The 20,332-nt window shown below is 66.2% G+C and carries 19 protein-coding genes and 1 pseudogene; 9 read left to right on the top strand and 11 right to left on the bottom strand.

What is annotated here, in order from left to right; all coding sequences use genetic code 11:
* Nucleotides 1–13: 13 nt before the first annotated feature.
* From DNK34_RS21360 to DNK34_RS21345, 4 genes are read left to right on the top strand one after another with little or no spacing between them, the layout of a single operon-like run.
* The gene (locus DNK34_RS21360) at nt 14–673 is read left to right on the top strand and encodes an SGNH/GDSL hydrolase family protein (RefSeq protein ID WP_131177203.1); all 660 of its coding nucleotides are present in this window, start codon (nt 14–16) and stop codon (nt 671–673) included.
* Nucleotides 670–1,341 carry an alginate O-acetyltransferase AlgF gene (locus tag DNK34_RS21355; protein WP_131177202.1) on the top strand — a complete coding sequence of 224 codons (672 nt, stop codon included), beginning with the start codon at nt 670–672 and terminating at the stop codon, nt 1,339–1,341. The genes DNK34_RS21360 and DNK34_RS21355 overlap by 4 nt, the downstream gene beginning before the upstream one ends.
* Before the next feature lie 10 nt (nt 1,342–1,351).
* Nucleotides 1,352–2,767 carry an MBOAT family O-acyltransferase gene (locus DNK34_RS21350; RefSeq protein ID WP_131177201.1) on the top strand — a complete coding sequence of 472 codons (1,416 nt, stop codon included), beginning with the start codon at nt 1,352–1,354 and terminating at the stop codon, nt 2,765–2,767.
* 12 nt (nt 2,768–2,779) lie between these two features.
* Complete coding sequence (locus DNK34_RS21345; protein ID WP_207401624.1) at nt 2,780–3,928, top strand: alginate O-acetyltransferase AlgX-related protein; 1,149 nt, start codon at nt 2,780–2,782, stop codon at nt 3,926–3,928.
* 13 nt (nt 3,929–3,941) lie between these two features.
* Here DNK34_RS21345 and DNK34_RS21340 read toward each other — a convergent pair whose 3' ends face one another.
* Together DNK34_RS21340 and DNK34_RS21335 are read right to left on the bottom strand one after the other, a co-directional pair.
* The gene (locus DNK34_RS21340) at nt 3,942–5,045 is read right to left on the bottom strand and encodes an enoyl-CoA hydratase/isomerase family protein (protein ID WP_131177200.1); all 1,104 of its coding nucleotides are present in this window, start codon (nt 5,043–5,045) and stop codon (nt 3,942–3,944) included.
* Nucleotides 5,046–5,127: 82 nt separating this feature from the next.
* Nucleotides 5,128–5,946 (bottom strand): enoyl-CoA hydratase, encoded by an 819-nt coding sequence (locus DNK34_RS21335; protein WP_131177199.1) that lies wholly within the window; start codon nt 5,944–5,946, stop codon nt 5,128–5,130.
* A gap of 183 nt (nt 5,947–6,129) precedes the next feature.
* On the opposite strand from DNK34_RS21335, the gene ung reads away from it, so the two are divergent.
* A complete protein-coding gene (gene ung, locus DNK34_RS21330) occupies nt 6,130–6,822 on the top strand; it encodes a uracil-DNA glycosylase (RefSeq protein WP_131177198.1) in 693 nt (230 codons plus the stop codon).
* Nucleotides 6,823–7,008: 186 nt separating this feature from the next.
* On the opposite strand, the pseudogene DNK34_RS21325 reads toward ung, so the two are convergent.
* The 6 genes and pseudogenes from DNK34_RS21325 to DNK34_RS21300 form a co-directional block, all read right to left on the bottom strand.
* Nucleotides 7,009–7,680 (bottom strand): annotated as a pseudogene (locus DNK34_RS21325) (DUF6279 family lipoprotein); the annotation flags it as partial.
* A 130-nt stretch (nt 7,681–7,810) separates the two neighbouring features.
* Entirely contained in the window at nt 7,811–8,851 is a 1,041-nt protein-coding gene (locus tag DNK34_RS21320) for an AbrB family transcriptional regulator (RefSeq protein ID WP_131177197.1), read from the bottom strand.
* Nucleotides 8,844–10,358, bottom strand: coding sequence for a tripartite tricarboxylate transporter permease (locus DNK34_RS21315; RefSeq protein ID WP_131177196.1), 1,515 nt, complete (start codon nt 10,356–10,358; stop codon nt 8,844–8,846). Before DNK34_RS21315 ends, DNK34_RS21320 begins: the two co-directional genes overlap by 8 nt.
* A 4-nt stretch (nt 10,359–10,362) precedes the next feature.
* Entirely contained in the window at nt 10,363–10,821 is a 459-nt protein-coding gene (locus DNK34_RS21310) for a tripartite tricarboxylate transporter TctB family protein (protein ID WP_131177195.1), read from the bottom strand.
* A gap of 94 nt (nt 10,822–10,915) precedes the next feature.
* Nucleotides 10,916–11,896 carry a Bug family tripartite tricarboxylate transporter substrate binding protein gene (locus DNK34_RS21305; protein WP_131177194.1) on the bottom strand — a complete coding sequence of 327 codons (981 nt, stop codon included), beginning with the start codon at nt 11,894–11,896 and terminating at the stop codon, nt 10,916–10,918.
* Between the two features lie 42 nt (nt 11,897–11,938).
* The gene (locus DNK34_RS21300) at nt 11,939–13,228 is read right to left on the bottom strand and encodes an OprD family porin (RefSeq protein ID WP_131177193.1); all 1,290 of its coding nucleotides are present in this window, start codon (nt 13,226–13,228) and stop codon (nt 11,939–11,941) included.
* Nucleotides 13,229–13,460: 232 nt separating this feature from the next.
* Here DNK34_RS21300 and DNK34_RS21295 point away from each other — a divergent pair, with 232 nt between their 5' ends.
* Complete coding sequence (locus DNK34_RS21295; RefSeq protein ID WP_131177192.1) at nt 13,461–14,132, top strand: response regulator; 672 nt, start codon at nt 13,461–13,463, stop codon at nt 14,130–14,132.
* Nucleotides 14,125–15,519, top strand: a complete 1,395-nt coding sequence (locus DNK34_RS21290) for a sensor histidine kinase (RefSeq protein WP_131177191.1) — start codon at nt 14,125–14,127, stop codon at nt 15,517–15,519. Before DNK34_RS21295 ends, DNK34_RS21290 begins: the two co-directional genes overlap by 8 nt.
* Before the next feature lie 249 nt (nt 15,520–15,768).
* On the opposite strand, the gene DNK34_RS21285 is transcribed toward DNK34_RS21290, so the two are convergent.
* Both DNK34_RS21285 and ygfZ read right to left on the bottom strand, forming a co-directional pair.
* A complete protein-coding gene (locus tag DNK34_RS21285) occupies nt 15,769–16,605 on the bottom strand; it encodes an HDOD domain-containing protein (RefSeq protein ID WP_131177190.1) in 837 nt (278 codons plus the stop codon).
* Between the two features lie 46 nt (nt 16,606–16,651).
* Nucleotides 16,652–17,593 (bottom strand): CAF17-like 4Fe-4S cluster assembly/insertion protein YgfZ, encoded by a 942-nt coding sequence (gene ygfZ / locus DNK34_RS21280; RefSeq protein WP_131177220.1) that lies wholly within the window; start codon nt 17,591–17,593, stop codon nt 16,652–16,654.
* A gap of 238 nt (nt 17,594–17,831) precedes the next feature.
* On the opposite strand from ygfZ, the gene DNK34_RS21275 reads away from it, so the two are divergent.
* Nucleotides 17,832–18,086, top strand: coding sequence for an FAD assembly factor SdhE (locus DNK34_RS21275; protein ID WP_131177189.1), 255 nt, complete (start codon nt 17,832–17,834; stop codon nt 18,084–18,086).
* The gene (locus DNK34_RS21270) at nt 18,070–18,522 is read left to right on the top strand and encodes a protein YgfX (RefSeq protein WP_131177188.1); all 453 of its coding nucleotides are present in this window, start codon (nt 18,070–18,072) and stop codon (nt 18,520–18,522) included. Before DNK34_RS21275 ends, DNK34_RS21270 begins: the two co-directional genes overlap by 17 nt.
* Here DNK34_RS21270 and nadB read toward each other — a convergent pair.
* Complete coding sequence (nadB, locus tag DNK34_RS21265) at nt 18,491–20,107, bottom strand: L-aspartate oxidase (protein WP_131177187.1); 1,617 nt, start codon at nt 20,105–20,107, stop codon at nt 18,491–18,493. The two genes, DNK34_RS21270 and nadB, sit on opposite strands and share 32 nt — an antisense overlap.
* Nucleotides 20,108–20,332: the final 225 nt, after the last annotated feature.

The following is a 20,332-nucleotide window of genomic DNA, read 5'->3' as shown; positions in this document are numbered from 1 at the left end:
AAGGAGTAGTCCCATGTCTTCCTCCGTCCTTGCCGGCCTGACCCTGCTCGTGCTTGGCGAAAGCCATATGAGCCTCGAGAACCACCTGACCGAGCCGCTGAACGCCGCGCTGGTCGCGAAAGGCGCGAGCGTGCATTCCATCGGCGCCTGCGGCGCCAGCGCGGGCGACTGGCTGGTGGCCAAGAAGCTGGATTGCGGCGCCGAGCTCAAGGGCACCGGCAAGCTGCTGATCAAGGGCCGCGAGGCCAGCACCACGCCGATCAAGCAACTGATCGCCCAGGAAAAGCCCGATGTGGTGGTGCTGATCATCGGCGACACCATGGCCTCCTACGACAAGCCGGCGTTTCCCAAGGCCTGGGCCTGGCAGAACGTGACCGGCCTGACCAAGGCAATCGGCGAGACCGGCACCAAATGCGTCTGGGTCGGCCCGGCCTGGGGCAAGGAAGGCGGCATGTACAAGAAGAACGATGCGCGTACCCAGCTCATGTCGAACTTCCTCGCCGCCAACGTGGCGCCGTGCAGCTATATCGACTCGCTGACCCTTTCCAAGCCCGGCCAGTGGGTCACCACCGATGGCCAGCACTTCACCGTCGCCGGCTACAAGGCCTGGGGCGCGGCCATCGCCGAGGCCATGAGCAAGCTGCCGGCCGAGAGCCTGGGAGCCAAGCGATGAAGGGCGGGCTTCTGGCAGTGGGGGCGTTGGCCTGGGCCATCGCCCAGGCGGGGCATGCCGCCGGGATTCCGCTGTACCCGACCGGCCCCAGCGAGGACGCGGCCTTCCTGCGTTTCGTCAATGCCGGCGAGGGCGCGCTGGAACTGGCCGCCGCCGGTTCGGACGCGCGCCTGCGCCTGGAGGGCGACGAGCGCGTCTCGGATTTCCTGACCGTGCCCGCCGGGCGTGCGGTCAAGGGTTCCCTCAGCCGTGGCGGGCAGCGCCATGAGCTGGACGTGACCGTCGAGCCGGGCGAGTTCACCACGGTCGTAGGCCTGCCCGGCGCCGGCGCGGCCCTGGAGCTGGCGACCGTGCGCGAGCAGCCGGACGATTTCAACGCCCTCAAGGCCTCCCTGGCCTTCTACAGCCTGGATGGCCGTTGCGCCGACGCGGGCCTGCGGGTCGCCGGCCGCTCCGTGGAGATCTTCACGGCGGTCGCCGAGGGCAGCGTGCAGCGCCGTTCGATCAACCCGGTGAACCTGTCCGTGCAACTGAGCTGCGCCGGGGCGCCGGCAGGCGAGGCGCTGGCGCTGGGCGAGCTGCGCGCGGGCGAACGCTACAGCGTCTTCCTGGTGCCCTCGTCGGAAGGCCCGCGCCTGTTCCAGGCGAAGGACAGCCTGGCCAACTGACGGGAACCCCATGGTCTTCGCCTCCCTTGAGTTCCTCACGCTGTTCCTGCCCGCGTTCATGCTGGTCTATGCGTTGGCCAGGCCAGGGGCGCGCAACCACGTCCTGCTGGTCGGCAGCTGGTTCTTCTATGGCTGGCTGAGCCCGACCTTCCTGTTGCTGCACGTGCTGCTGACCGTGCTCGGCTGGCTCGGCGGCCTGCTGGTCGAGCGCACCCGCGCCGAGTCACGCCAGCGCATCCGCCTGCTGGCCGCGCTGATCACCGTCAACGTGCTGGTGCTGTGCTGGTACAAGTATGCCAACATCCTCGCCGCGACCTACAACGAGCTGATCACCACCTACGGTGCGCTGCCGGTCGAGTGGCAGAAGGTGGCGTTGCCGGCGGGGCTGTCGTTCATCGTCCTGCAGGTCATCTCCTACCTGGTGGACGTGCACCGCAAGGTAGTGCCGGTGGAGCGCAGCTTCACCCACTTCGCCACCTACCTGGCGATGTTCGGCCACTCCATCGCCGGCCCGATCATCCGCTACGACTGGGTACGCCAGGAGCTGCAGAAGCGCTACTTCAATTGGCTGAATTTCGCCCTCGGTTCGCGCCGCTTCATGATCGGCCTGAGCATGAAGGTGCTGGTGGCCGACAGCCTGTCGCCGCTGGTGAGCGTGGCGTTCGCCGAGGATCGGCCGTCCTTCATCGATGCCTGGATCGGCTGCCTGGCCTACTCGATGCAACTGTTCTTCGACTTCGCCGGCTACAGCGCCATGGCCATCGGCCTCGGCCTGATGCTGGGTTTCCACTTTCCGGAGAACTTCAACCGGCCGTACTGGGCACGCAACATCCAGGATTTCTGGCGGCGCTGGCACATCTCGCTGTCGAGCTGGCTGCGCGACTACCTATACATCGGCCTGGGCGGCAATCGGCGCGGGGCCTGGAAGACCTACCGCAACCTGTTCCTGATCATGGCCATCGGTGGCCTGTGGCACGGCGGCGATAGCTGGAACTACGTACTCTGGGGCGCCGCCCACGGGATCGCGCTGTGCATCGATCGCGTCTGGGGGCGGGCGGGGCTGCCGGACTTGCCGGCCTGGCTGGCGCACACCGTCACGCTGCTGTTCGTGTTCTTGGCCTGGACGCTGTTCCGCGCGCCGGACTTCCATACGGCGCTGAACATGTATGCCGGCCAGTTCGGCCTGCATGACTTCGCCCTCGGCGATGCCCTGGCCGCGACCCTGCGCCCGGCCCACGGCATCGCCGCCGCGTTGGGCGTCGCGTGCCTGCTGCTGCCGCTGTACCAGCGGCGTGCCGAGGCGCGTTTCGCCGAGGTGTGGCTGTTCCGCGCCATCGGTGCGCTGTGGCCGGTGCTGGGTTTCCTGCTGTCGTTCGCCCTGATCGCCAGCCGGGAAACCGTGCCCTTCCTGTACTTCCAGTTCTAAGGGGCAGTCGCCATGTCGAAGCAAGATGCGTCCCTCGCCCCGCTGCCGCCAAGCGCCATGACGATCCGCCTGAGCCCGCTGGCCGGAGGCGTGATGTCGGTCTTCCTGGCGACCGGCCTGGCATTCTGCCTGTGGGCGATATTCGTCAGCGGCAAGGTCGACCTGCTGCCGGAGAAGGTTACCTGGAGCGATATTCGCAGTGGCGAGATCACCCATCGCATCGCCCGGGAGCTGGCCGGCGTGCCGCTCGCCAAGCGTGCCGCCGATCTGGAGCGGGCCGCCAGTTGGCTGATCATCGGCGATACCGGCGCGCGGGTGCGCCAGGGCTGCCCCGGCTGGCTGTTCCTGGCCGACGAGTTGAAGCTGCACCCGCATGCCGAGGCGAATGCCCAGGCGCGGGCGCAGAAGGTCAAGGCCGTGCACGACTGGCTGGCCGGACGCGGCATCCGTCTGCTGGTGCTGCTGGTGCCGGACAAGAGCCGGATCGCCGAAGAGCGCCTCTGCGCGATCAGCCGCTCGGCGCAACTGGCCGGGCGGGCCAGGCAATGGCAGGCGCGCATGGGGGACGCCGGTGTGCCGGTGCTGAACCTGGCCGAGGTCCTGCAGCCGCTGGGCAGCGCCGCGTTCCTGCGCACCGACACCCACTGGAGCGAGCTGGGGGCCGAGGCCGCTGCGCGCTCGGTCGCCGCCGCCATCGTCGCCAGCGGCGTGACGCCGACCCCGCACAAGGCCTGGCAGCGCAGCCAGGAGCCGGCCCGTGTCCGTCCCGGCGATCTGGTGCGCCTGGCCGGTCTGGACTGGCTGCCGGAGCGTCTGCAACCGGCGCCGGAAGCGGTTTCCGCGTCGATCTTCAGCGCCGATGAAGCGCAGGACGCGATGAGTGAGGACGATCTGTTCGGCGACAGCCAGTTGCCCAATATCGCCTTGATCGGCACCTCGTTCTCGCGCAACTCCAACTTCGTGCCCTTCCTCGAACAGGCGCTGGGCACCAGCCTCGGCAATTTCGCCAGGGATGGCGGCGAGTTTTCCGCTGCCGCCAGGGCGTATTTCGCCAGCGCGGCGTTCGGCCAGACCCCGCCACAACTGCTGGTCTGGGAAATCCCCGAGCGTGATCTGCAAACGCCGTATCAGGACGATATCGTTCTGCCCGCCGGGCCGTAGCGGTTGTTCTGGCTCACAGGTCCTGCAACGGATGTTCGCCGTCCCAGGTGGCGCTGAAGTGCGCCTCGATCACCGCCGGCGGAATGGTCGCGACATCGGGCCAGTGCCAGCGCGGCGCCTGATCCTTGTCGATCAGGCGGGCGCGCACGCCTTCGGGGAACTCCGGGTGGCGGCAGCAGTTGAGGCTCATCGCGTATTCCATGCGCAATACCTCGGCCAGGGACAGGTGACGGGCACGCTGGATCTGCTCCCAGACCAGGTGGGCGCTGAGCGGGCAGCCATTGGCCAGGGTGCTGGCGGCACGGGCGAGCAGGGCGTCCTCATCGGCCCGTAGTGCGGTCAGCGCCTGCCACGCCGCGGGCAGGTCGGCGACATCCAGCAACTCATCGATACGGGCCCGTCGCGGCAGCCACTGGGCCTCTGGCAACGCGCCGCGGGCATCCCGTTCCAGCGCCCGCAGCAGGCTGTTCAGTTGCCGCTGTGGCTGCTCCTGCCAGTTGAGCTGCTCCAGCCCCTGCAGGAGCGCCTGTTGCTGGTCGTCGCGCAGGAAGCGGTCGGCCAGGCCGAGACCCAGGGCATCGTGGGCATTGATCTGGGCCGCCGTGAGGCCGAGAAACAGGCCGAGGCGGCCGGGCAGGCGGGCGAGGAACCAGCTGCCGCCCACATCCGGGTACAGACCGATATTGATTTCCGGCATGCCCAGCCGGCTGGAGGGCGTGACGATACGTACGCTGGCGCCTTGCAGCAGGCCCATGCCGCCGCCCAGTACATGCCCGTGGCCCCAGCACAGCAGGGGTTTCGGGTAACGGTGGAGGCGGTAGTCGAGACGGTATTCGTCGGCGAAGAAGCGTCGCGCCAGTGGCGGCACTTCGCCGGGGTGTTCGCGGCACTGGCGAACCAGCTGCACCACGTCGCCACCGGCGCAGAAGGCTTTGCTGCCGTTGCCGCGCAACAGGACGCAGGCGATGCTCGGCTCGTCGGCCCACCTGCGCAACTGGGCGTCCAGGGCCTCGATCATCGGCAGACTGAGGGCGTTGAGGCTCTGCGGCGCATCCAGGCTGGCGATGGCGATACGATAACCCTGCTGGCCCGGGCGCTCTTCGAATCGTAGGTTCATGTTCATATCCATCATGGGGCGGCGCCCACGCACGCGATCCGCCTGGTCGGCGCCAGCCACGTTGCGGGGCGTGGCTTCCCGGTTACTTGTTACGCCACTGGGGCGTCCGTTTTTCCAGGAAGGCGTTGACCCCCTCGCGGGTGTCGTCGGCGTCGAACAGGTCGACGAAGCGCTCGCGCTCGGCGACCAGCCAGCCATTGGGCTGGCGTTCGCGGGCGCCCTGGATCAACGGCTTGATGCTGCGCACGGCCACCGGGCTCTGCCCGGCGACTTTCGCCGCCAGCAGCAGGGCATGGCCGCGGGATTCGCCGCTGTCGACCACCTGCTCGACCAGGCCGATGCGCAGGGCGGTTTCGGCGTCGACTCGCTCGCCGCAGAGGATCATGCGCTTGGCCCAGCCTTCGCCGACCAGCCAGGGCAGGTTCTGCGTGCCACCGGCGCAGGGCAACAGGCCCACGCTGGCTTCCGGCAGCCCCATCATGGCCTGGCGTTCGGCGATGCGGATATCGCAGGCCAGGGCGCATTCCAGGCCACCGCCCATGGCATAGCCATTGATCGCCGCGATCGATACGCCACGGAAATCGCGCAGGGCCTCGAAGGCTTCGCCGAAGCGCCGGGCCATTTCCCGAGCGCGCGCCTTGTCGCCGTCGGCGAACAGCTTCAGGTCCGCACCGGCGGAGAAGAACTTGCCGCCCTGACCGGTGATGACCAGGGCATAGATGTCATCGTCGCGGTCGAGATGCTCGACCAGTTGCCTGAGGCCGATCAGCGATTCGCGATCCCAGGTGTTGGCCGGCGGATGGTTGATGGTCAGCAGGGCGGTATGACCATGCTTCTCCACGGTGAGTTTGTGGGTCAGGTCGAAGATACCGGGTTTGTAGGGTTCGATTGCCGTACTCATGAGTGTCCTCTTCAGTGGTACATGCAGCCTTAACTGTAGCCTGAAAGAGCGGCCGCACGCTGCCAGCCGCCAGCGAGAACGTCGTGCGCGGATTGATCGCGGCCAGCCACTGGCGGGGAACCTTGACTTGCCGCGCCAGCTTCTCTAGCGTGCCGGTTCCGTTGGTCGTTCCAGGTATCAGGCATGTCTGCCGCAGATAACGTCAAGCTAGAAGCCGGTTGGAAGGAAGCGCTACGCGAGGAGTTCGACAAGCCGTACATGCGGGCGCTGGGCGATTTCCTGCGCCAGGAAAAGGCGGCCGGCAAGGCGATCTACCCGCCCGGTTCGCTGATCTTCAATGCCCTCGATTCCACGCCGCTGGATCGGGTCAAGGTGGTGATCATCGGTCAGGACCCCTACCACGGCCCGGGCCAGGCCCACGGCCTGTGCTTCTCCGTACAGCCCGGGGTCGCCACGCCACCGTCGCTGGTGAACATCTACAAAGAGCTCAAGCGCGACCTGAACATCGATGTGCCCAGCCATGGTTACCTGCAGTCCTGGGCCGAGCAGGGCGTGCTGCTGCTCAACACCTCGCTGACGGTGGAGCGTGGCAATGCCGGTTCGCATGCCGCCAAGGGCTGGCAGCCGTTCACCGACCGGGTGATCTCGGTGGTCAGCGAGCGGCGCGACCATCTGGTCTTCCTGCTCTGGGGCTCCCATGCGCAGAGCAAGGAGCGCTTGATCGACACCAGCAAGCACCTGGTGCTGCGTTCAGCGCATCCATCGCCCCTGTCGGCTCATCGCGGCTTCCTCGGCAACGGGCATTTCAGCCGCACCAACAAGTTCCTCGAGCAGCATGGCCTGAGCCCCATCGACTGGCGTTTGCCCGACCTCTGATCCGCCGCTCGAACAGACCTGCGCCTGCAAATCGCGGCGCAGGGTCTCGAAGCGTTTGTTCAGGCGTTCGCGCTGGCCGCTGTCGGCCGCGCCCAGCAGGTCGCTGAACAGCTCGGCCATGGCTTGCCGGGAACGCTGATAGGCCAGCGCCGCCTGCTCGTCGTGGGCGCCGCGGCGGTTCTCCAGTACCAGGGTCATGCGTTCGGCGAACTGCGGACTCTCGCGTTGGTCGAGGGCGCTACGGAATGCGCTCTGCCAGCGGCTGCGGTTTTCCAGCCAGAGCCGATTCTGCTCGCGGCGTTCGCTGGCCCATTGCTGCACCCGCGCACGCTGCACCTCATTGAGCCCGCCCAGCCAGGGCCGCAGGCGCTTCTCCAGGCGCTCGGCCCGTTCGGCGATCTGCGTCGACAGCGCTGGCCGCAGGTATTTCTGGCGATCTTCGCGGTTGTCCTTTTCCATGGCCGCATACAGGCCGGCGACCTGTTCGGCACTGAGTTGCTGCAGGAGTTCGAGCGCCGTGGGGTTGATCTGCCGCACGATGTTCTGCACGGCGCTTTCGGCCTCGACGAGCTGGGCATCCAGTTGGCGCGCATCGGGGTGTGGCGATTGCAGCAGGCCTTGGGTGCGCTGCAGCCAGTCCAGGTAGCGTGGCAGCTCGCTGCTGCAGTGCCAGGCCAGGTGGCTTTGCAGGCGCGGCTTGAGCCAGGCCTTCTGCCGCGAATCGAGATCCAGGTACTGGTTCAGGCGCCAGGGAATCAGCCAGTCGAGGTTGCGATAGGCCAGGCTCACCTGGCTGCAGGCGCCAAGCAGCAGGACGAGCACCAGCAACGGTGGCAGGCGTTTCAGGTAGGGCGGCATGCGGGCGTCTCTTCACGGGCATTCGTGAACCACGAGAGTACGCCAGTGCTGCCGACGGCGGGCGCTCTGACATATCCGCTAAAAAAGAGCCCGGCATGCTGGCCGGGCGCAGAAGTGGACGAGCGCTCCGTTACAGGCGCTGGCGTGTCCATAGCCGATAGAGCGGTTCGGCCAGGAACATCACCATGAACAGGCGCAGGGCCTGCAGAGCTGTCACCAGGGCCACCGAGAGATGCAGGGCTTCGGCGGTCAGGCACAGTTCGGTGATGCCGCCGGGCATCATGCCGAGCATCAGCGACACCGCTTCGATACCCGCCAGCCAGCCAAGCGCGCTGCCGAGCACGGCGGTGCCAATCATGGCCAGCAGGGTGAACAGCAGCACCCGCAGCAGAAAGCCCGGCGCGCTGCGGAAGAACGCCCGGTCGAAATGGCAGCCCAGGGCGCAGCCGATCAGCCATTGGCCGAGTTGACCGAGCCATGCCGGCGTGCCGATATGCAGATCGAACGTCACACTGGCTGCAGCGCACAGCGTCAACGGGCCGAGCATCCACGGGTTGGGTTGGCCGAGGCGGCGCCAGAGCACGGCCAGCAGGGCGCCGGCGGGGAGCAGAAGCGCCAGCCAGAACCAGTCCACCGTCACCGCGGGCGGCGGTTCCATGGCGGGCAGGCCCCAGGTGAACAAGGCTGGAATCAGCAGGATCACCAGCAGCAGGCGCATGCTGTGGGCGGCGGCGATGCGTGCCGGTTGGGCACCATGGCGCAGCGACAGATTGACCATTTCACTGGCCCCGCCCGGCATGCTGGCGAAGAAGGCCGTGGCGCGGTCGACACCCGAGCGGCGCAGCCCGGCGATACCAATGACGCTGAGGGCCAGGGTGGCGAGCACGCCAACGACGATGACCGCCAGGTTGCCCAGCACCTGTTCCAGCACCTCGCTGGTGAAGTGCAGGCCGATACCCGCCGCGATCAGCCATTGACCGACTTGTCGCCCACCGGGCATTTCCCGGCTGAGGACGCCACTGCAGCGCAAGGCGATGACCGCCAGCAACGAGCCGATGACCCAGGGCAAAGGCCAGCCGATGAGGCTGGCCAGGTAACCACCGAGTGCGCCAACCAGTGGCGTTGGCCACCAGTTGCGCAGGTGCTTCGGGTTGTCGACGCTGTCAGGCATTGGCGGCTGCGGCCTTGCGCTGGCTGCGTTTGCGCCAGGTACGCCAGACGGGCAGGGCGATCATCAGCGCTATCAGTGTCCAGACCCCCCAGGTGATCGGGCTGGAGAAGAGGATGCCCAGTTCGCCGTTGGAGATCGACAGCGCCCGGCGCAGGTTCTGCTCCATCAGCCCGCCGAGAATGAAGCCGAGCAGGATCGCCGACAGCGGGAAGTCCATCTTGCGCAGGATGTAGCCGGCGACCCCGATACCGATCATCAGGAACAGGTCGAACGCGGTGGCGTGCACGGCGTAGACGCCGATCGAGGTGATGATGGCGATGGCCGGTACCAGCGCCCAGTAGGGGACGGCGAGGATCTTGGTGAAGATCTTGATCATCGGCACGTTCATCACGATCAGCATCAGGTTGGCGACGAACAGCGAGGCGATCAGGCCCCAGACGATGTCCGGCTGGTCGCGGAACAGCAGCGGGCCCGGGGTGATGTTGTACAGGGTCAGGGCGCCGAGCATCACCGCGGTGGTGCCCGAGCCGGGCACGCCGAGGGTCAGCATCGGCACCATGGAACCGCAGGCCGAGGCGCTGTTGGCGGTTTCCGGAGCGGCCAGGCCGCGCAGGTCGCCATCGCCGAACTTGTTGTCCTTGGTGGCCAGGCGTTTTTCGCTCATGTAGGCCACGGCGCTGGCCAGGGTCGCGCCGGCGCCCGGCAGGATGCCCAAGCCGAAGCCGACGGCGCCGCTGCGCAGGTTGGTGGCCAGTACCGACAGGCCTTCCTTGAGGTTGAACAGCATGCGGCCCTTGGCTTCGATGGCCTTCTGCCCGTGATGGGTGCGCTCGAGCAGCACCAGGATCTCGCTGACCGAGAACAGGCCGAGCACCAGCACCACGAACTGGATGCCATCGGCCAGGCCGAGGCTGCCGAAGGTGAAGCGGTACACGCCACTGTTGGAGTCGATGCCGATGCACGACAGCAGCAGGCCGATCAGCGCGGCGATGGCGGTCTTCATCGGTTTGTTGCCGGCCATGCCCGCCAGACAGACGATGGCGAACACCATCAGCACGAAGTATTCGGCGGGGCCGAAGGCGACCGCCCACTTGGCCAGCAGCGGGGCGAAGATGACCACGCCGCAGGTGGCCATCAGGCCGCCGACGAAGGAGCTCCAGGCGGAAATCGACAGGGCGATGCCGGCCTTGCCCTGGCGCGCCAGCGGGTAGCCGTCGAGAGTGGTCATCACCGCCGAGGCTTCGCCGGGGATGTTCAGCAGGATCGAGGAAATACGCCCGCCGTATTCGCAGCCCAGGTACACGGCGGCGAGCAGGATCAGCGCGGTTTCCGGCGGCAGGCCGAGGGCGAAGGCGATCGGGATCAGCAGCGCCACGCCGTTGATCGGGCCCAGGCCCGGGAGCAGGCCGACGATGGTGCCGATCAGGGTGCCGCACAGCGCGGTGAACAGGTTGTAGGGGCTGAGGGCGACGCCGAAGCCCTGCCCCAGGTAGCTAAAGGTATCCATCGAATCAGATCTCCAGGGCGGAAAGGATGCCGAGCGGCAGGGGAACGTCGAGGGCCTTGTCGAACAACAGGTACAGACCCACGGCCATCACCAGACCGGAAATCACGCTGGCGGCCCAGGTGCCGTCATACAGGCGGACCATGGCGATGCCGAAGATGAGGCTCGCCGGGACGAAGCCCAGGGGTTCGAACAGGGCGGCGTAGAGGGTGAAAATCACCACGCAGCCGACCACCTTGCGCAGGATGTGCCGGTCCAGTGGCGGCTCATCGGCATGCGCCGTGCTGGCGCTGGCCGGCTTGACCAGCAGGTAGATCGCCCCAAGTCCCAGCAGAATCAGCAGCAACAGCGGATAGGCGCGGGGGCCGACCGGCTCGTAGGAAAACGGAGCGTGATAGCCCCAGGCAACGATGCTCAGACCCACGCAGGCGCAGAGCAGCACCAGGCCGAATATACGTTGAGACATGAGGGTTTCCTCGTGTGTGAGCATGGCAAAAGCATCCCCGGGAGCCTTCCAGGGGATGATCGAGTCGTCGTGTGCAGGCGCGTAGCGCCGGGGATTACTGGATCAGGCCGAATTCCTGGGCCAGTTCCTTGTACTGGGCGACCTGTTTCTTCACATAGGCGTCCAGTTCGTCGCCGGTCATGGCGAAGGGATACAGCTCGCGCTGTTCACGCAGCTTGGCGAAATCTTCCGAGGCCAGCAGCTGATCGAACGCGTTCTTCCACCAGGCGTAGGCGTCGTCGCTGACCTTCGGGCCGAGGTAGAAACCGCGGATGACCGGCCAGACCACGTCGTAACCCTGTTCCTTGGCGGTGGGGATCTGTGCGACCACCTCGCCCGGCAGGCGCTCTTCGGAGAACACCGCGAGGATGCGCATGTCGCCGCTTTCGATGTGCGGTACGGAGTCGGAGATGTCGGTACTGGCGACCTGGATATGGCCACCGAGCAGCGCCGTGGCCAACTCGCCACCCCCTTCCATGGCCACGTAACGCAGTTCACGCGGGTTGATGCCGGAAGCGCGGGCGATCAGCGCGGTCTGCATCCAGTCCTGGCTGCCGACGGTGCCGCCGGAGCCGATGACGACCTTGCCCGGGTTTTCCTTGAGCGCCTTGACCAGGTCGTCGAGGGTCTTGAACGGCGAGTCCTGGCGCACGGCCAGCGCACCGTAGCTGGTGCCCACGCCAGCGAGCCATTTCACCGCGCTCTCGTCGAAGCGGCCGAACTTGCCCTGGGCCAGGTTGAGCAGCGAACCGCTGGAGAACGCGGTGATGGTGCCGGCATCGGCCGGACGCTGGGCGACCACGGCGTTATAGGCCACCGCGCCGACACCGCCGGGCATGTAGGTCACGCGCATCGGCGATTTCAGCAGCTTGCTTTCCACCAGGGCGCTCTGCGCCAGTTTGCAGGTCAGGTCGAAACCGCCGCCCGGCGCTGCCGGGGCGATACATTCGGGACGACGCGGTTCGTCGGCCAGTACCTGACCGCCTACCAGCAGGCAGGTGGCGGTCAGCAGGATGGTGCGCATTGGGTTTTTCATCGGATCTTTCTCCTGTGGAGTCTTTTATTGTTTGGCCTGCACTCACCAGATGGGGAGGGCATAGCTGACGATCAGGCGAACCTCGTCAGCATCGCGCATGCGCGAGTCATTGGCCGGTCGGTCGAGGCTGGAGCGGTAGCTGGCATGACGCAGGCGTACGCCGACATCCTTGAGCGCACCGCTCTGCACCACATACTTCAATTCGATGTTGCGTTCCCATTCCTTGGCGTCGCCACTCACACCTGTCAGCTCGGCATTGTCGCCGCGGATGTAGCGCGTCATGAAGCTCAGACCGGGAACGCCGAGCGCCTTGAAGTCGTAGTCGTAACGCGCCTGCCACGAGCGTTCGCCGGCGTCGGCGAAGTCGTTGATCTGCACGAAGTTGACCAGGAACGGGTCGCTGCCATCGATGTAGGGAAATGCCGTGTCGCCGCTCATGTGCTGGTAGGCGGCGGTGAACTTGTGGCCGTTCTGGGCGTAGCTGAGGCTGCCGTTCCAGGCGCGGTTGTCGATCTTGCCCGCTCTGGCCGCACCCTGGTCGTCGCTGATCGACACGCGCAGGTCGGCGCTCAAGGTGCCCGCGCCCAGGGGCTGGCTGGCCAGCAGACCGAAGAAGTGCTGGCGGTAGACGTCATCGAGCTGGGCGTAGTGGTAGCGGCCGGTGAGCCTGTCCGTCAGGCGGTAGTCGAAGCCGGCCATGTCGAAATGGTCGGCGCTGACCGTGCCGCCGAAACGGCTGTTCTTGTTGTTCAGGGCCAGGTCTTCGGCGTCGGTGGAGGCGCGGTCGATGGCTTTCTTCAGGCGCCCGACGGTGACGTCCAGGCCATCGATTTCGCCCGAGGTGAGCAGGCCGCCCTCGAAGGTCTGCGGCAGGATGCGACCGTCGTTGGGGTTGAGGGTGGGCAGCTCCGGGATCAGGTTGCCGACGCGCAGCTCGGTCTGCGAGATGCGCATTTTGGCGGTCAGGCCGAGTTTCGAGTATTCGTCCGCCGCACGCCCGTCGTCGTGGGTGGGCAGCAGGCCGCTGCCGGTGCGGTCGGGGCTGGAGTCCAGTTTCACGCCGAGCATGCCCAGGGCGTCGAGGCCGAAGCCTAGGGTGCCTTCGGTAAAGCCGGATTGCAGATCGAGGATGAAACCTTGCGCCCATTCGTCGCGCTTGGACTGTTGCGGGCCTTCGCGGAAATCGCGGTTGAAGTAGACGTTGCGCGTCTCCAGCCTGGCCGAGCTGTCTTCGAGGAAGGCGGCGTGAGCCATGGGCGCGAGCAGCGAGGAGGGCAGAGCGAGGCCAAGCAGACTCAGGGGTGATATGGCATGGCGCGGGGCAGTCAGCATGCGTGGTTCTCCATTGTTATTTTTGTCACGGCCGCACACCACCGCGCGTACCGTTCTATGGGCGGATCGAGCCACCCGACGCTGATCCTAGGGCGGCAACCTTTCAACAACCTTTCAGTGTTGAAAGTTGTAGGCCGCGGCAGCGGCATCGTCAGCCCCCCAATCCCGGCTGCTGGCTGTAAACTCCTGTCACATTTGTGTGGGTAACCCTGTTTCGGCGTGTGAGGTGGCGATGCGAATTCTGCTGGTCGAGGATCATCCGCAACTGGCGGCGAGTGTGACGCAGGCATTGAAAGCCGCCGGCTGGACGGTGGATGTGCTGCATGACGGCGTGGCGGCGGATCTGGCCCTGAGCAGCGAGGACTATGCCCTGGCGATCCTCGATATCGGCCTGCCGCGCATGGATGGTTTCGAGGTACTGGCGCGCCTGCGCGGGCGTGGCAAGACCCTGCCGGTACTCATGTTGACCGCCCGGGGCGAGGTCAAGGACCGCGTGCACGGCCTCAACCTGGGGGCGGACGACTACCTGGCCAAACCCTTCGAGCTCAGCGAGCTGGAGGCGCGGGTCAAGGCCCTGCTGCGCCGCAGCATGCTCGGCGGCGAGCAGCAGTTGCGCTGCGGCGATCTGGTCTACGACCTGGCGACCCGGCGCTTCACCCTGCTCGATGAAAGCCTCAACCTGACGTCCCGCGAGCAGGCGGTGCTGGAGGCCATGATTGCCCGCCCCGGGCGGGTCATGAGCAAGGAGCAACTGGCCGCCCAGGTCTTCGGTCTGGACGAGGAAGCCAGCGCCGATGCCATCGAGATCTATGTCCACCGGCTGCGCAAGAAACTCGAAGGGGGGTCGGTGCGTATCGTCACCTTCCGTGGCCTGGGCTACCTGCTGGAGGCGGTCGGTGGATAGTCCTGGCAGCCTGCGTGGCCGGTTGCTCAGGCGCCTGGCGCTGTTGCTGGCGGTGATCCTGCTGGTCAGCAGCATGAGCGCCTACTGGAGTGCCCGTCACGCGGCCGATACCGCCTACGACCGTACCCTGCTGGCGTCGGCGCGGGCCATCTCCGATGGGCTGCATGCCGTCGAGGACGCGCTGACGGCCAATGTGCCCTATATCGCGCTGGATACCTTCGCCTATGACAGCGCCGGGCGTATCTATTACCAGGTGCTGGGCCCCAAGGGCGAGCTGGTGTCCGGCTACGAGGATCTGCCCGCGCCGCCGCCCGGCACGCCGCGTACCAACGATTATCCGGCGCTGGCCAAGTTCTACGATGGCGTATACCGCAGCCAGGGGGTGCGCGTGGTCAGCTTTCTGCAGCCGGTGAGCGAGCCCGGTTTCAACGGGGTGGCGGAAGTTCGCGTGGCGGAAACCCAGGGCGCCCGTGAACGCATGACCCGTGAACTGCTGCTCGGTACGCTGTGGCGCATGGGGCTGCTGTCGCTCAGTGCGCTGGTGCTGGTATGGCTGGCGGTAAGCGCCGGGCTGCGCCCGCTGGAAAGCCTGCGCCGCGCGGTGGCTGAGCGTGGCAGCGATGATCTGCGGCCATTGCCCGATGGTGACATGCCCCGCGAGCTGCGCCCGTTGGTCAACGCGCTGAATCAGTTCAACGATCGCCTGCGGGGTCTGTTCGAGCGTCAGTCGCAGTTCATCGCCGATGCCGCCCATGAACTGCGCACGCCGCTGGCAGCGCTCAAGGCGCGCGTCGAGCTCGGCTTGCGCGATCGCGATCCTCAGGTCTGGTACGGCACCCTGGAGGATGCGGCGCTCAATACCGATCGGCTCACCCACCTGGCCAATCAACTGCTGTCGCTGGCGCGGATCGAAAGCGGGGCGCGCGCGATCGCCGAAGGCGGCGCCCAGCGTCTGGACCTCAGCCAGTTGGCCCGGGAGCTGGGCCTGGCCCTGGCGCCGCTGGCCCATGCCCGCGGCGTGGCCCTGGCGCTGGAGGCCGAGCAGCCGGTGTGGATGCGTGGCGAACCGACCCTGCTCAATGAGTTGCTGTGCAATCTGCTCGATAACGCCATGGCCTATACCGAGCCGGGTGGCAACGTGATCCTGCGTGTGCTGGAGTCGGGTGTGCTGGAGGTCGAGGATGATGGGCCGGGTATCCCCGAGCGGGATCGGGAGAAGGTCTTCGAGCGTTTCTACCGTCGCCAGGCGCAGGGGGCGGGCGCGGGGCTGGGCCTGGCCATCGTCGGCGAGATCTGTCGCGCCCACCGCGCCTCGATCAGCCTGCATCAGGTCATGCCCCATGGCCTGCTGGTTCGCGTGGTGTTCCAGGCCGAGAGCGGCGATTAGCTACAAGCTGCAAGCCTCAAGCTGCAAGTAAAAGCTTAAGCATTTGGCCCGTAAAACGGCGGCTTGCCCTGGCTTTGTAGGAGCCGCGACCCCGCGGCGAAACGTGGCCATACCGCGTTTTGCGGCATGGCTACCATCGCATCGCGCCGAGGTCGACGCTCCTACACGGGCGGCGTGAAAGAGTCGAGATCACCGCCAGGAACCCGACTTCGGGCGATACGCTTGCAGCTTGCAGCTTAAGGCTGCTCTTTACTGCAGCATATGCATGGCGGCGTCCATGGCGGCCGACAGGTCTTCGTCGCCATGCATGTCCATGTCCGCCGACAGGCCGAGCTTCTCGAAAGCCGGCACCTGGCTCCAGTCGAGCTGCGTATAGGGGTGGGTACTGCCCAGGTAACTCTGCAGTGTCGCCACCTGAACGATGTCGATGTAGTCGACCTTGGCGCTGTCGCGGCTGAAGTCCAGGTACTGGCTTGGCACGCTGGCGATCAGCTCGGGGAATTCCCAGGTGCGCAGGATCTTGTCGCCGATGATCGGGTGGATCTGCTCGATGACGTGGTTGAGGCTGATCGAATCGGCCAGCAGTTCGCTGTGTTCTTCGGCATAGGTGAGAATCGGCAGGACGCCGATCTGGTGCACCAGGCCGGCGAGGGTGGCCTGATCCGGCATCAGTCGGGTGTAGTGGCGGCACAGTACGTGGCAGATGCCGGCGATTTCCGTGCTCTTGTTCCACACTTCGCGCATCTTGCGGTCGACCACGTCGGTGGTTGCCTGGAACATCTGTTCCATGGCCAGGCCGGTGGCCAGGTTGCAGGTGTAGTTGATGCCCAGGCGCCCGACCGCCATCTGCAGGTCGGTGATCTCCTTGCTGGTGCGCAGCAGAGGGCTGTTGACCACCTTGATGATGCGCGCGGTAAGCGCTGCATCGTTGCCGATGACCTTGCTCAGTTCCGGGATGCCGATATTGGGATCTTCCGCGGCCTCGCGCACTTTCAGGGCGACCTCCGGCAGGGTCGGCAGCACCAGCTCATCGTTGTCGATGGCCCTGATCAGTTCCTGCTGGACTTTCTCGGCAAGTTTGCTCATGGAGTTCTCTTGATGAATCTGTGGTGGCGGACGCCCGCAGTGTAAATCAGCGCTGGATTTCCCGGTCGGAATCCAGGGTATACGGCAACTCGAGCAGGCTCAGCGGCAGGCCCTCCAGGGAGGCGAGGTGAATGCGCCCGTCGTTGACCGCATCCTCCTGCAGGACCGCGAGCAGTTCGATGCCGCTTTCACCGGTCGCAGCCAGCACCACCTCGCCGACCGCGCTGCGGTGCACGGGGGAAAACAGCTCGCAGCCCGGCTCCGGGAGCTGCGTGCCGGCCAGCCCCAGGCGATACAGGCGGCGCTTGAGTTTGCCCAGGTACTGCATGCGCGCGACGATTTCCTGGCCGGTGTAGCAGCCTTTCTTGAAACTCACGCCGCCCAGCGCCTGCAGGTTGATCATCTGCGGAATGAACAACTCGCGGGTGGCGCCCATGACCTGGCCGATGCCGGCCCGCACCTGGGCCAGCAGCCAGTCGTTCAGCGCTGCCTGCGGCAGGTGTTCGCTCAACAGCTGCTGCACCCTCTGCGCCTGGGCCGCCGGAGCCCAGAGTTCGGCGCGGCCATCGCTCAGGCGCACTGCCAGAAGATCCTGGCTGTGGGCCACGCTGTCGCCCAGGGCGTCGAGTTGCAGGCCCAGGGCCTGCAGCGCCGCTTCGCCGCCGCTCAGGCCGAAGCGTGCCCAGTCCGCGCTTTCGTCGGTCAGTCTGGATTTGGAAAATACCGCGTATTTCTGCAGGTCGGTGAGCTGGGGTTCGACCAGCTCCCGGGCCATGGCCAGCACGAAACCATCCGCCACGGCGACAATGCGGAAGCTGGAGAGCATGCGTCCCTTCGGGGTGCAGCGCGCGCCCAGGCTGGAGCCGTTGGCGCCCAGGTAGTTGAGGTTGCAGGTGAGCTGGCCCTGGAGGAATTTGCCGGCATCGGGGCCACGCACGGCGAGGATGCCTTCATGGTTGAGGGGGCAAAAGAAAGCGCTGTCGGCCATGGTCATGGAGAATCGCAGGCGAGGGATGAGGGGCTCATGATAAGAGCAGTGGCAAGCTGCAAGCTACAAGCTTCAAGAGAAAAGCGGCTGCGGGCAGGGCGGGGCGAAGAAGCTTGACAGGCATTGAGCCCGAGCCCTCATGCTTTCCAGCTTCCAGCTTCCAGCTTCCAGCTTCCAGCTTCCAGCTTCCAGCTTCCAGCTCTTGTTATACTGCCGGCCTATTTCAAGGAGCAGTCCCATGGTCGATGCCACTGAACTCAATCGCCTTTTCTGGCACAGCCGACGTGGCATGCTGGAGCTGGATGTGCTGCTGGTGCCTTTCGTGAAAGAAGTGTACCCGACGCTGGACGAGGACGATCGCGCGCGCTACCGCAAATTGCTGGCGTGCGAGGATCAGGACATGTTCGGCTGGTTCATGCAGCGCGGCGAGCCGGACGATGCCGATCTGCGGCGCATGGTGCGCATGATCCTGGCCCGTGTCCAACCCCAGTAAACAGTTCGAATGCCGCTGGCAGCCGTCGCGACGGCTGCTGGAGGTCTACCTCTGCGTGCAGGCGCTGGCACTGCTCACCCTGTTCCTCGTCGACCTGCCCGCCTGGCTGTTGCTGCTGGCCCTGAGCGCTTGCGCGGCGCATGCCGGCTGGGTCTTGCCGCGGCATATCCTGCTGCGCTCGCCGCGGGCCTGGCGGGGCCTGCGCTGCGATGCCGAGGGGTGGCAGATCCTGCGCGATGACGCGGGCTGGCAATCCGTCAGCCTGCAGCCCGACAGCATGGCGCTGCCCTGGCTGGTCGTGCTGCGCTTTCGTCTCCCGGGGCGGCGCTGGACACACAGCGTGTGCGTTCCCGCCGATGCCATGCCGCGTGACCTGCACCGGCGCCTGCGGGTGCGATTGAAGTTCAGTCGCCAGCGCTGGGCGGTTGCAGAATAGTGTCGCGCGGCTGCGGTAGCAGCCCGGGGTAGTCCAGGGTGTAGTGCAGGCCCCGGGATTCCTTGCGCTCCATCGCCGAGCGGATCATCAGCTCGGCCACCTGCGCCAGGTTCCTCAGCTCGATCAGGTCGCGGCTGACCTTGTAGTTGCTGTAGAACTCGTCGATCTCGTCGAGCAGCAGGCGCACCCGGTGCTGGGCGCGCTGCAGGCGCTTGTTGGTACGCACGATGCCCACGTAGTCCCACATGAAGCGCCGCAACTCGTCCCAGTTGTGGGCGATGATCACGTCCTCGTCGGAGTCGGTGACCTGACTGGCATCCCAGGAGGGCAGTGCGCTGGGCATTGGCACCTGCTCCAGTTGGGCGACGATGTCGGCGGCGGCCGAGCGGGCATAGACGAAACATTCGAGCAGGGAGTTGCTGGCCATGCGATTGGCGCCGTGCAGGCCGGTGAAGCTGGTTTCGCCGATGGCATAGAGGCCGGGGATATCGGTGCGGCCGGCCTGATCGACCACGACGCCGCCGCAGGTGTAGTGCGCGGCCGGCACCACCGGGATGGCTTGGCGGGTGATGTCGATGCCGAAATCCAGGCAGCGTTCGTAGACGGTCGGGAAATGGCTTTTCACGAAGTCCGCTGGTTTATGGCTGATATCCAGGTAGACGCAGTCGATACCCAGGCGCTTCATTTCATGGTCGATGGCGCGGGCGACGATGTCGCGCGGGGCCAGCTCCTCGCGCGGGTCGAAGCGTGGCATGAAGCGTTCGCCATTGGGCAGTTTGAGCAGCGCGCCTTCGCCGCGCAGGGCTTCGGTGACCAGGAAGCTCTTGGCCTGGGGGTGATACAGGCAGGTCGGGTGGAACTGGTTGAACTCGAGGTTGCCGACCCGACAGCCGGCGCGCCAGGCCATGGCGATGCCATCGCCGCAGGCGCCGTCCGGGTTGCTGGTATAGAGGTAGACCTTGGCTGCACCGCCGGTGGCGAGAATGACGAAGCGCGCATGGTGGGTGTCCACCTCGCCGCTTTGCCGATCCAGCACGTAGGCTCCCAGGCAGCGCTGGCCGGGCAGGCCCAGCTTGCGTTCGGTGATCAGGTCCACCGCGACGCGCTGCTCCAGCAGCTCGACATTGCGCCGCTGGCGGGTCTGTTGCAGCAGGGTGTTGAAGATCGCCGCGCCCGTGGCATCCGCGGCGTGAATGATGCGGCGGTGGCTGTGGCCGCCTTCGCGGGTCAGGTGGAACTCGAAGCCGCCGTCTTCGTGATCATGTTCGTCATCGCGGGTGAAGGGCACGCCTTGTTCGATCAGCCACTGGATCGCTTCGCGGCTGTGCTCCACGGTGAAGCGCACGGCGTCCTCGCGACACAGGCCGCCACCGGCGTTGAGCGTATCCGCCACGTGGGAGTCGACGGTGTCGGTGTCGTCGAGTACCGCGGCGACGCCGCCCTGGGCCCAGTAAGTCGAGCCATTGGCCAGTTCACCCTTGCTCAACACGGCGATACGCAAGTGTTCGGGCAGGGTCAGGGCCAGCGTCAGTCCGGCGGCGCCGCTGCCGATGATCAGAACGTCGTGTTGGAAGTGTTGGCTCATCGTTCGAGTATTCCGCAGAGTGACGACCCCAGGGTCTGTTGCCGTTCAGCGCAGACCGCAGGATTCGGCGCGGGAACAGGCCGGCCCCTCTAGTATATAGAGGGGGGCGACGGCACAATAGCCGGCTTGGTAGTCGGCCATGGGCAAGAATGTGTATCGTGCGGGATGGCGATGTGCCTTCTTTGCTGGCAGTCTGCTGTGGCGTGGAGCTGTTATGCCTGCCTA

It is taken from the genome of Phytopseudomonas dryadis, from assembly GCF_004327355.1.
GTDB classification, from domain to species: Bacteria; Pseudomonadota; Gammaproteobacteria; order Pseudomonadales; family Pseudomonadaceae; genus Aquipseudomonas; species Aquipseudomonas dryadis.
The sequence above is the reverse complement of the archived record's forward strand: the minus strand, read 5'-3'. Positions and strand labels throughout refer to the sequence as shown.

Bases quoted from the DNA above. Each gene is read 5' to 3' on its own strand.
- DNK34_RS21350 (WP_131177201.1), top strand. From the start codon at position 1,352: ATGGTCTTCGCCTCCCTTGAGTTCCTCACGCTGTTCCTGCCCGCGTTC.
- DNK34_RS21295 (WP_131177192.1), top strand. From the start codon at position 13,461: ATGCGAATTCTGCTGGTCGAGGATCATCCGCAACTGGCGGCGAGTGTG.
- DNK34_RS21320 (WP_131177197.1), bottom strand. From the start codon at position 8,851: ATGCCTGACAGCGTCGACAACCCGAAGCACCTGCGCAACTGGTGGCCA.
- DNK34_RS21275 (WP_131177189.1), top strand. From the start codon at position 17,832: ATGGTCGATGCCACTGAACTCAATCGCCTTTTCTGGCACAGCCGACGT.
- DNK34_RS21305 (WP_131177194.1), bottom strand. From the start codon at position 11,896: ATGAAAAACCCAATGCGCACCATCCTGCTGACCGCCACCTGCCTGCTG.
- ygfZ (WP_131177220.1), bottom strand. From the start codon at position 17,593: ATGGCCGACAGCGCTTTCTTTTGCCCCCTCAACCATGAAGGCATCCTC.
- nadB (WP_131177187.1), bottom strand. From the start codon at position 20,107: ATGAGCCAACACTTCCAACACGACGTTCTGATCATCGGCAGCGGCGCC.
- DNK34_RS21310 (WP_131177195.1), bottom strand. From the start codon at position 10,821: ATGTCTCAACGTATATTCGGCCTGGTGCTGCTCTGCGCCTGCGTGGGT.
- DNK34_RS21355 (WP_131177202.1), top strand. From the start codon at position 670: ATGAAGGGCGGGCTTCTGGCAGTGGGGGCGTTGGCCTGGGCCATCGCC.
- DNK34_RS21300 (WP_131177193.1), bottom strand. From the start codon at position 13,228: ATGCTGACTGCCCCGCGCCATGCCATATCACCCCTGAGTCTGCTTGGC.
- ung (WP_131177198.1), top strand. From the start codon at position 6,130: ATGTCTGCCGCAGATAACGTCAAGCTAGAAGCCGGTTGGAAGGAAGCG.
- DNK34_RS21340 (WP_131177200.1), bottom strand. From the start codon at position 5,045: ATGAACCTACGATTCGAAGAGCGCCCGGGCCAGCAGGGTTATCGTATC.
- DNK34_RS21315 (WP_131177196.1), bottom strand. From the start codon at position 10,358: ATGGATACCTTTAGCTACCTGGGGCAGGGCTTCGGCGTCGCCCTCAGC.
- DNK34_RS21335 (WP_131177199.1), bottom strand. From the start codon at position 5,946: ATGAGTACGGCAATCGAACCCTACAAACCCGGTATCTTCGACCTGACC.
- DNK34_RS21360 (WP_131177203.1), top strand. From the start codon at position 14: ATGTCTTCCTCCGTCCTTGCCGGCCTGACCCTGCTCGTGCTTGGCGAA.
- DNK34_RS21285 (WP_131177190.1), bottom strand. From the start codon at position 16,605: ATGAGCAAACTTGCCGAGAAAGTCCAGCAGGAACTGATCAGGGCCATC.
- DNK34_RS21345 (WP_207401624.1), top strand. From the start codon at position 2,780: ATGTCGAAGCAAGATGCGTCCCTCGCCCCGCTGCCGCCAAGCGCCATG.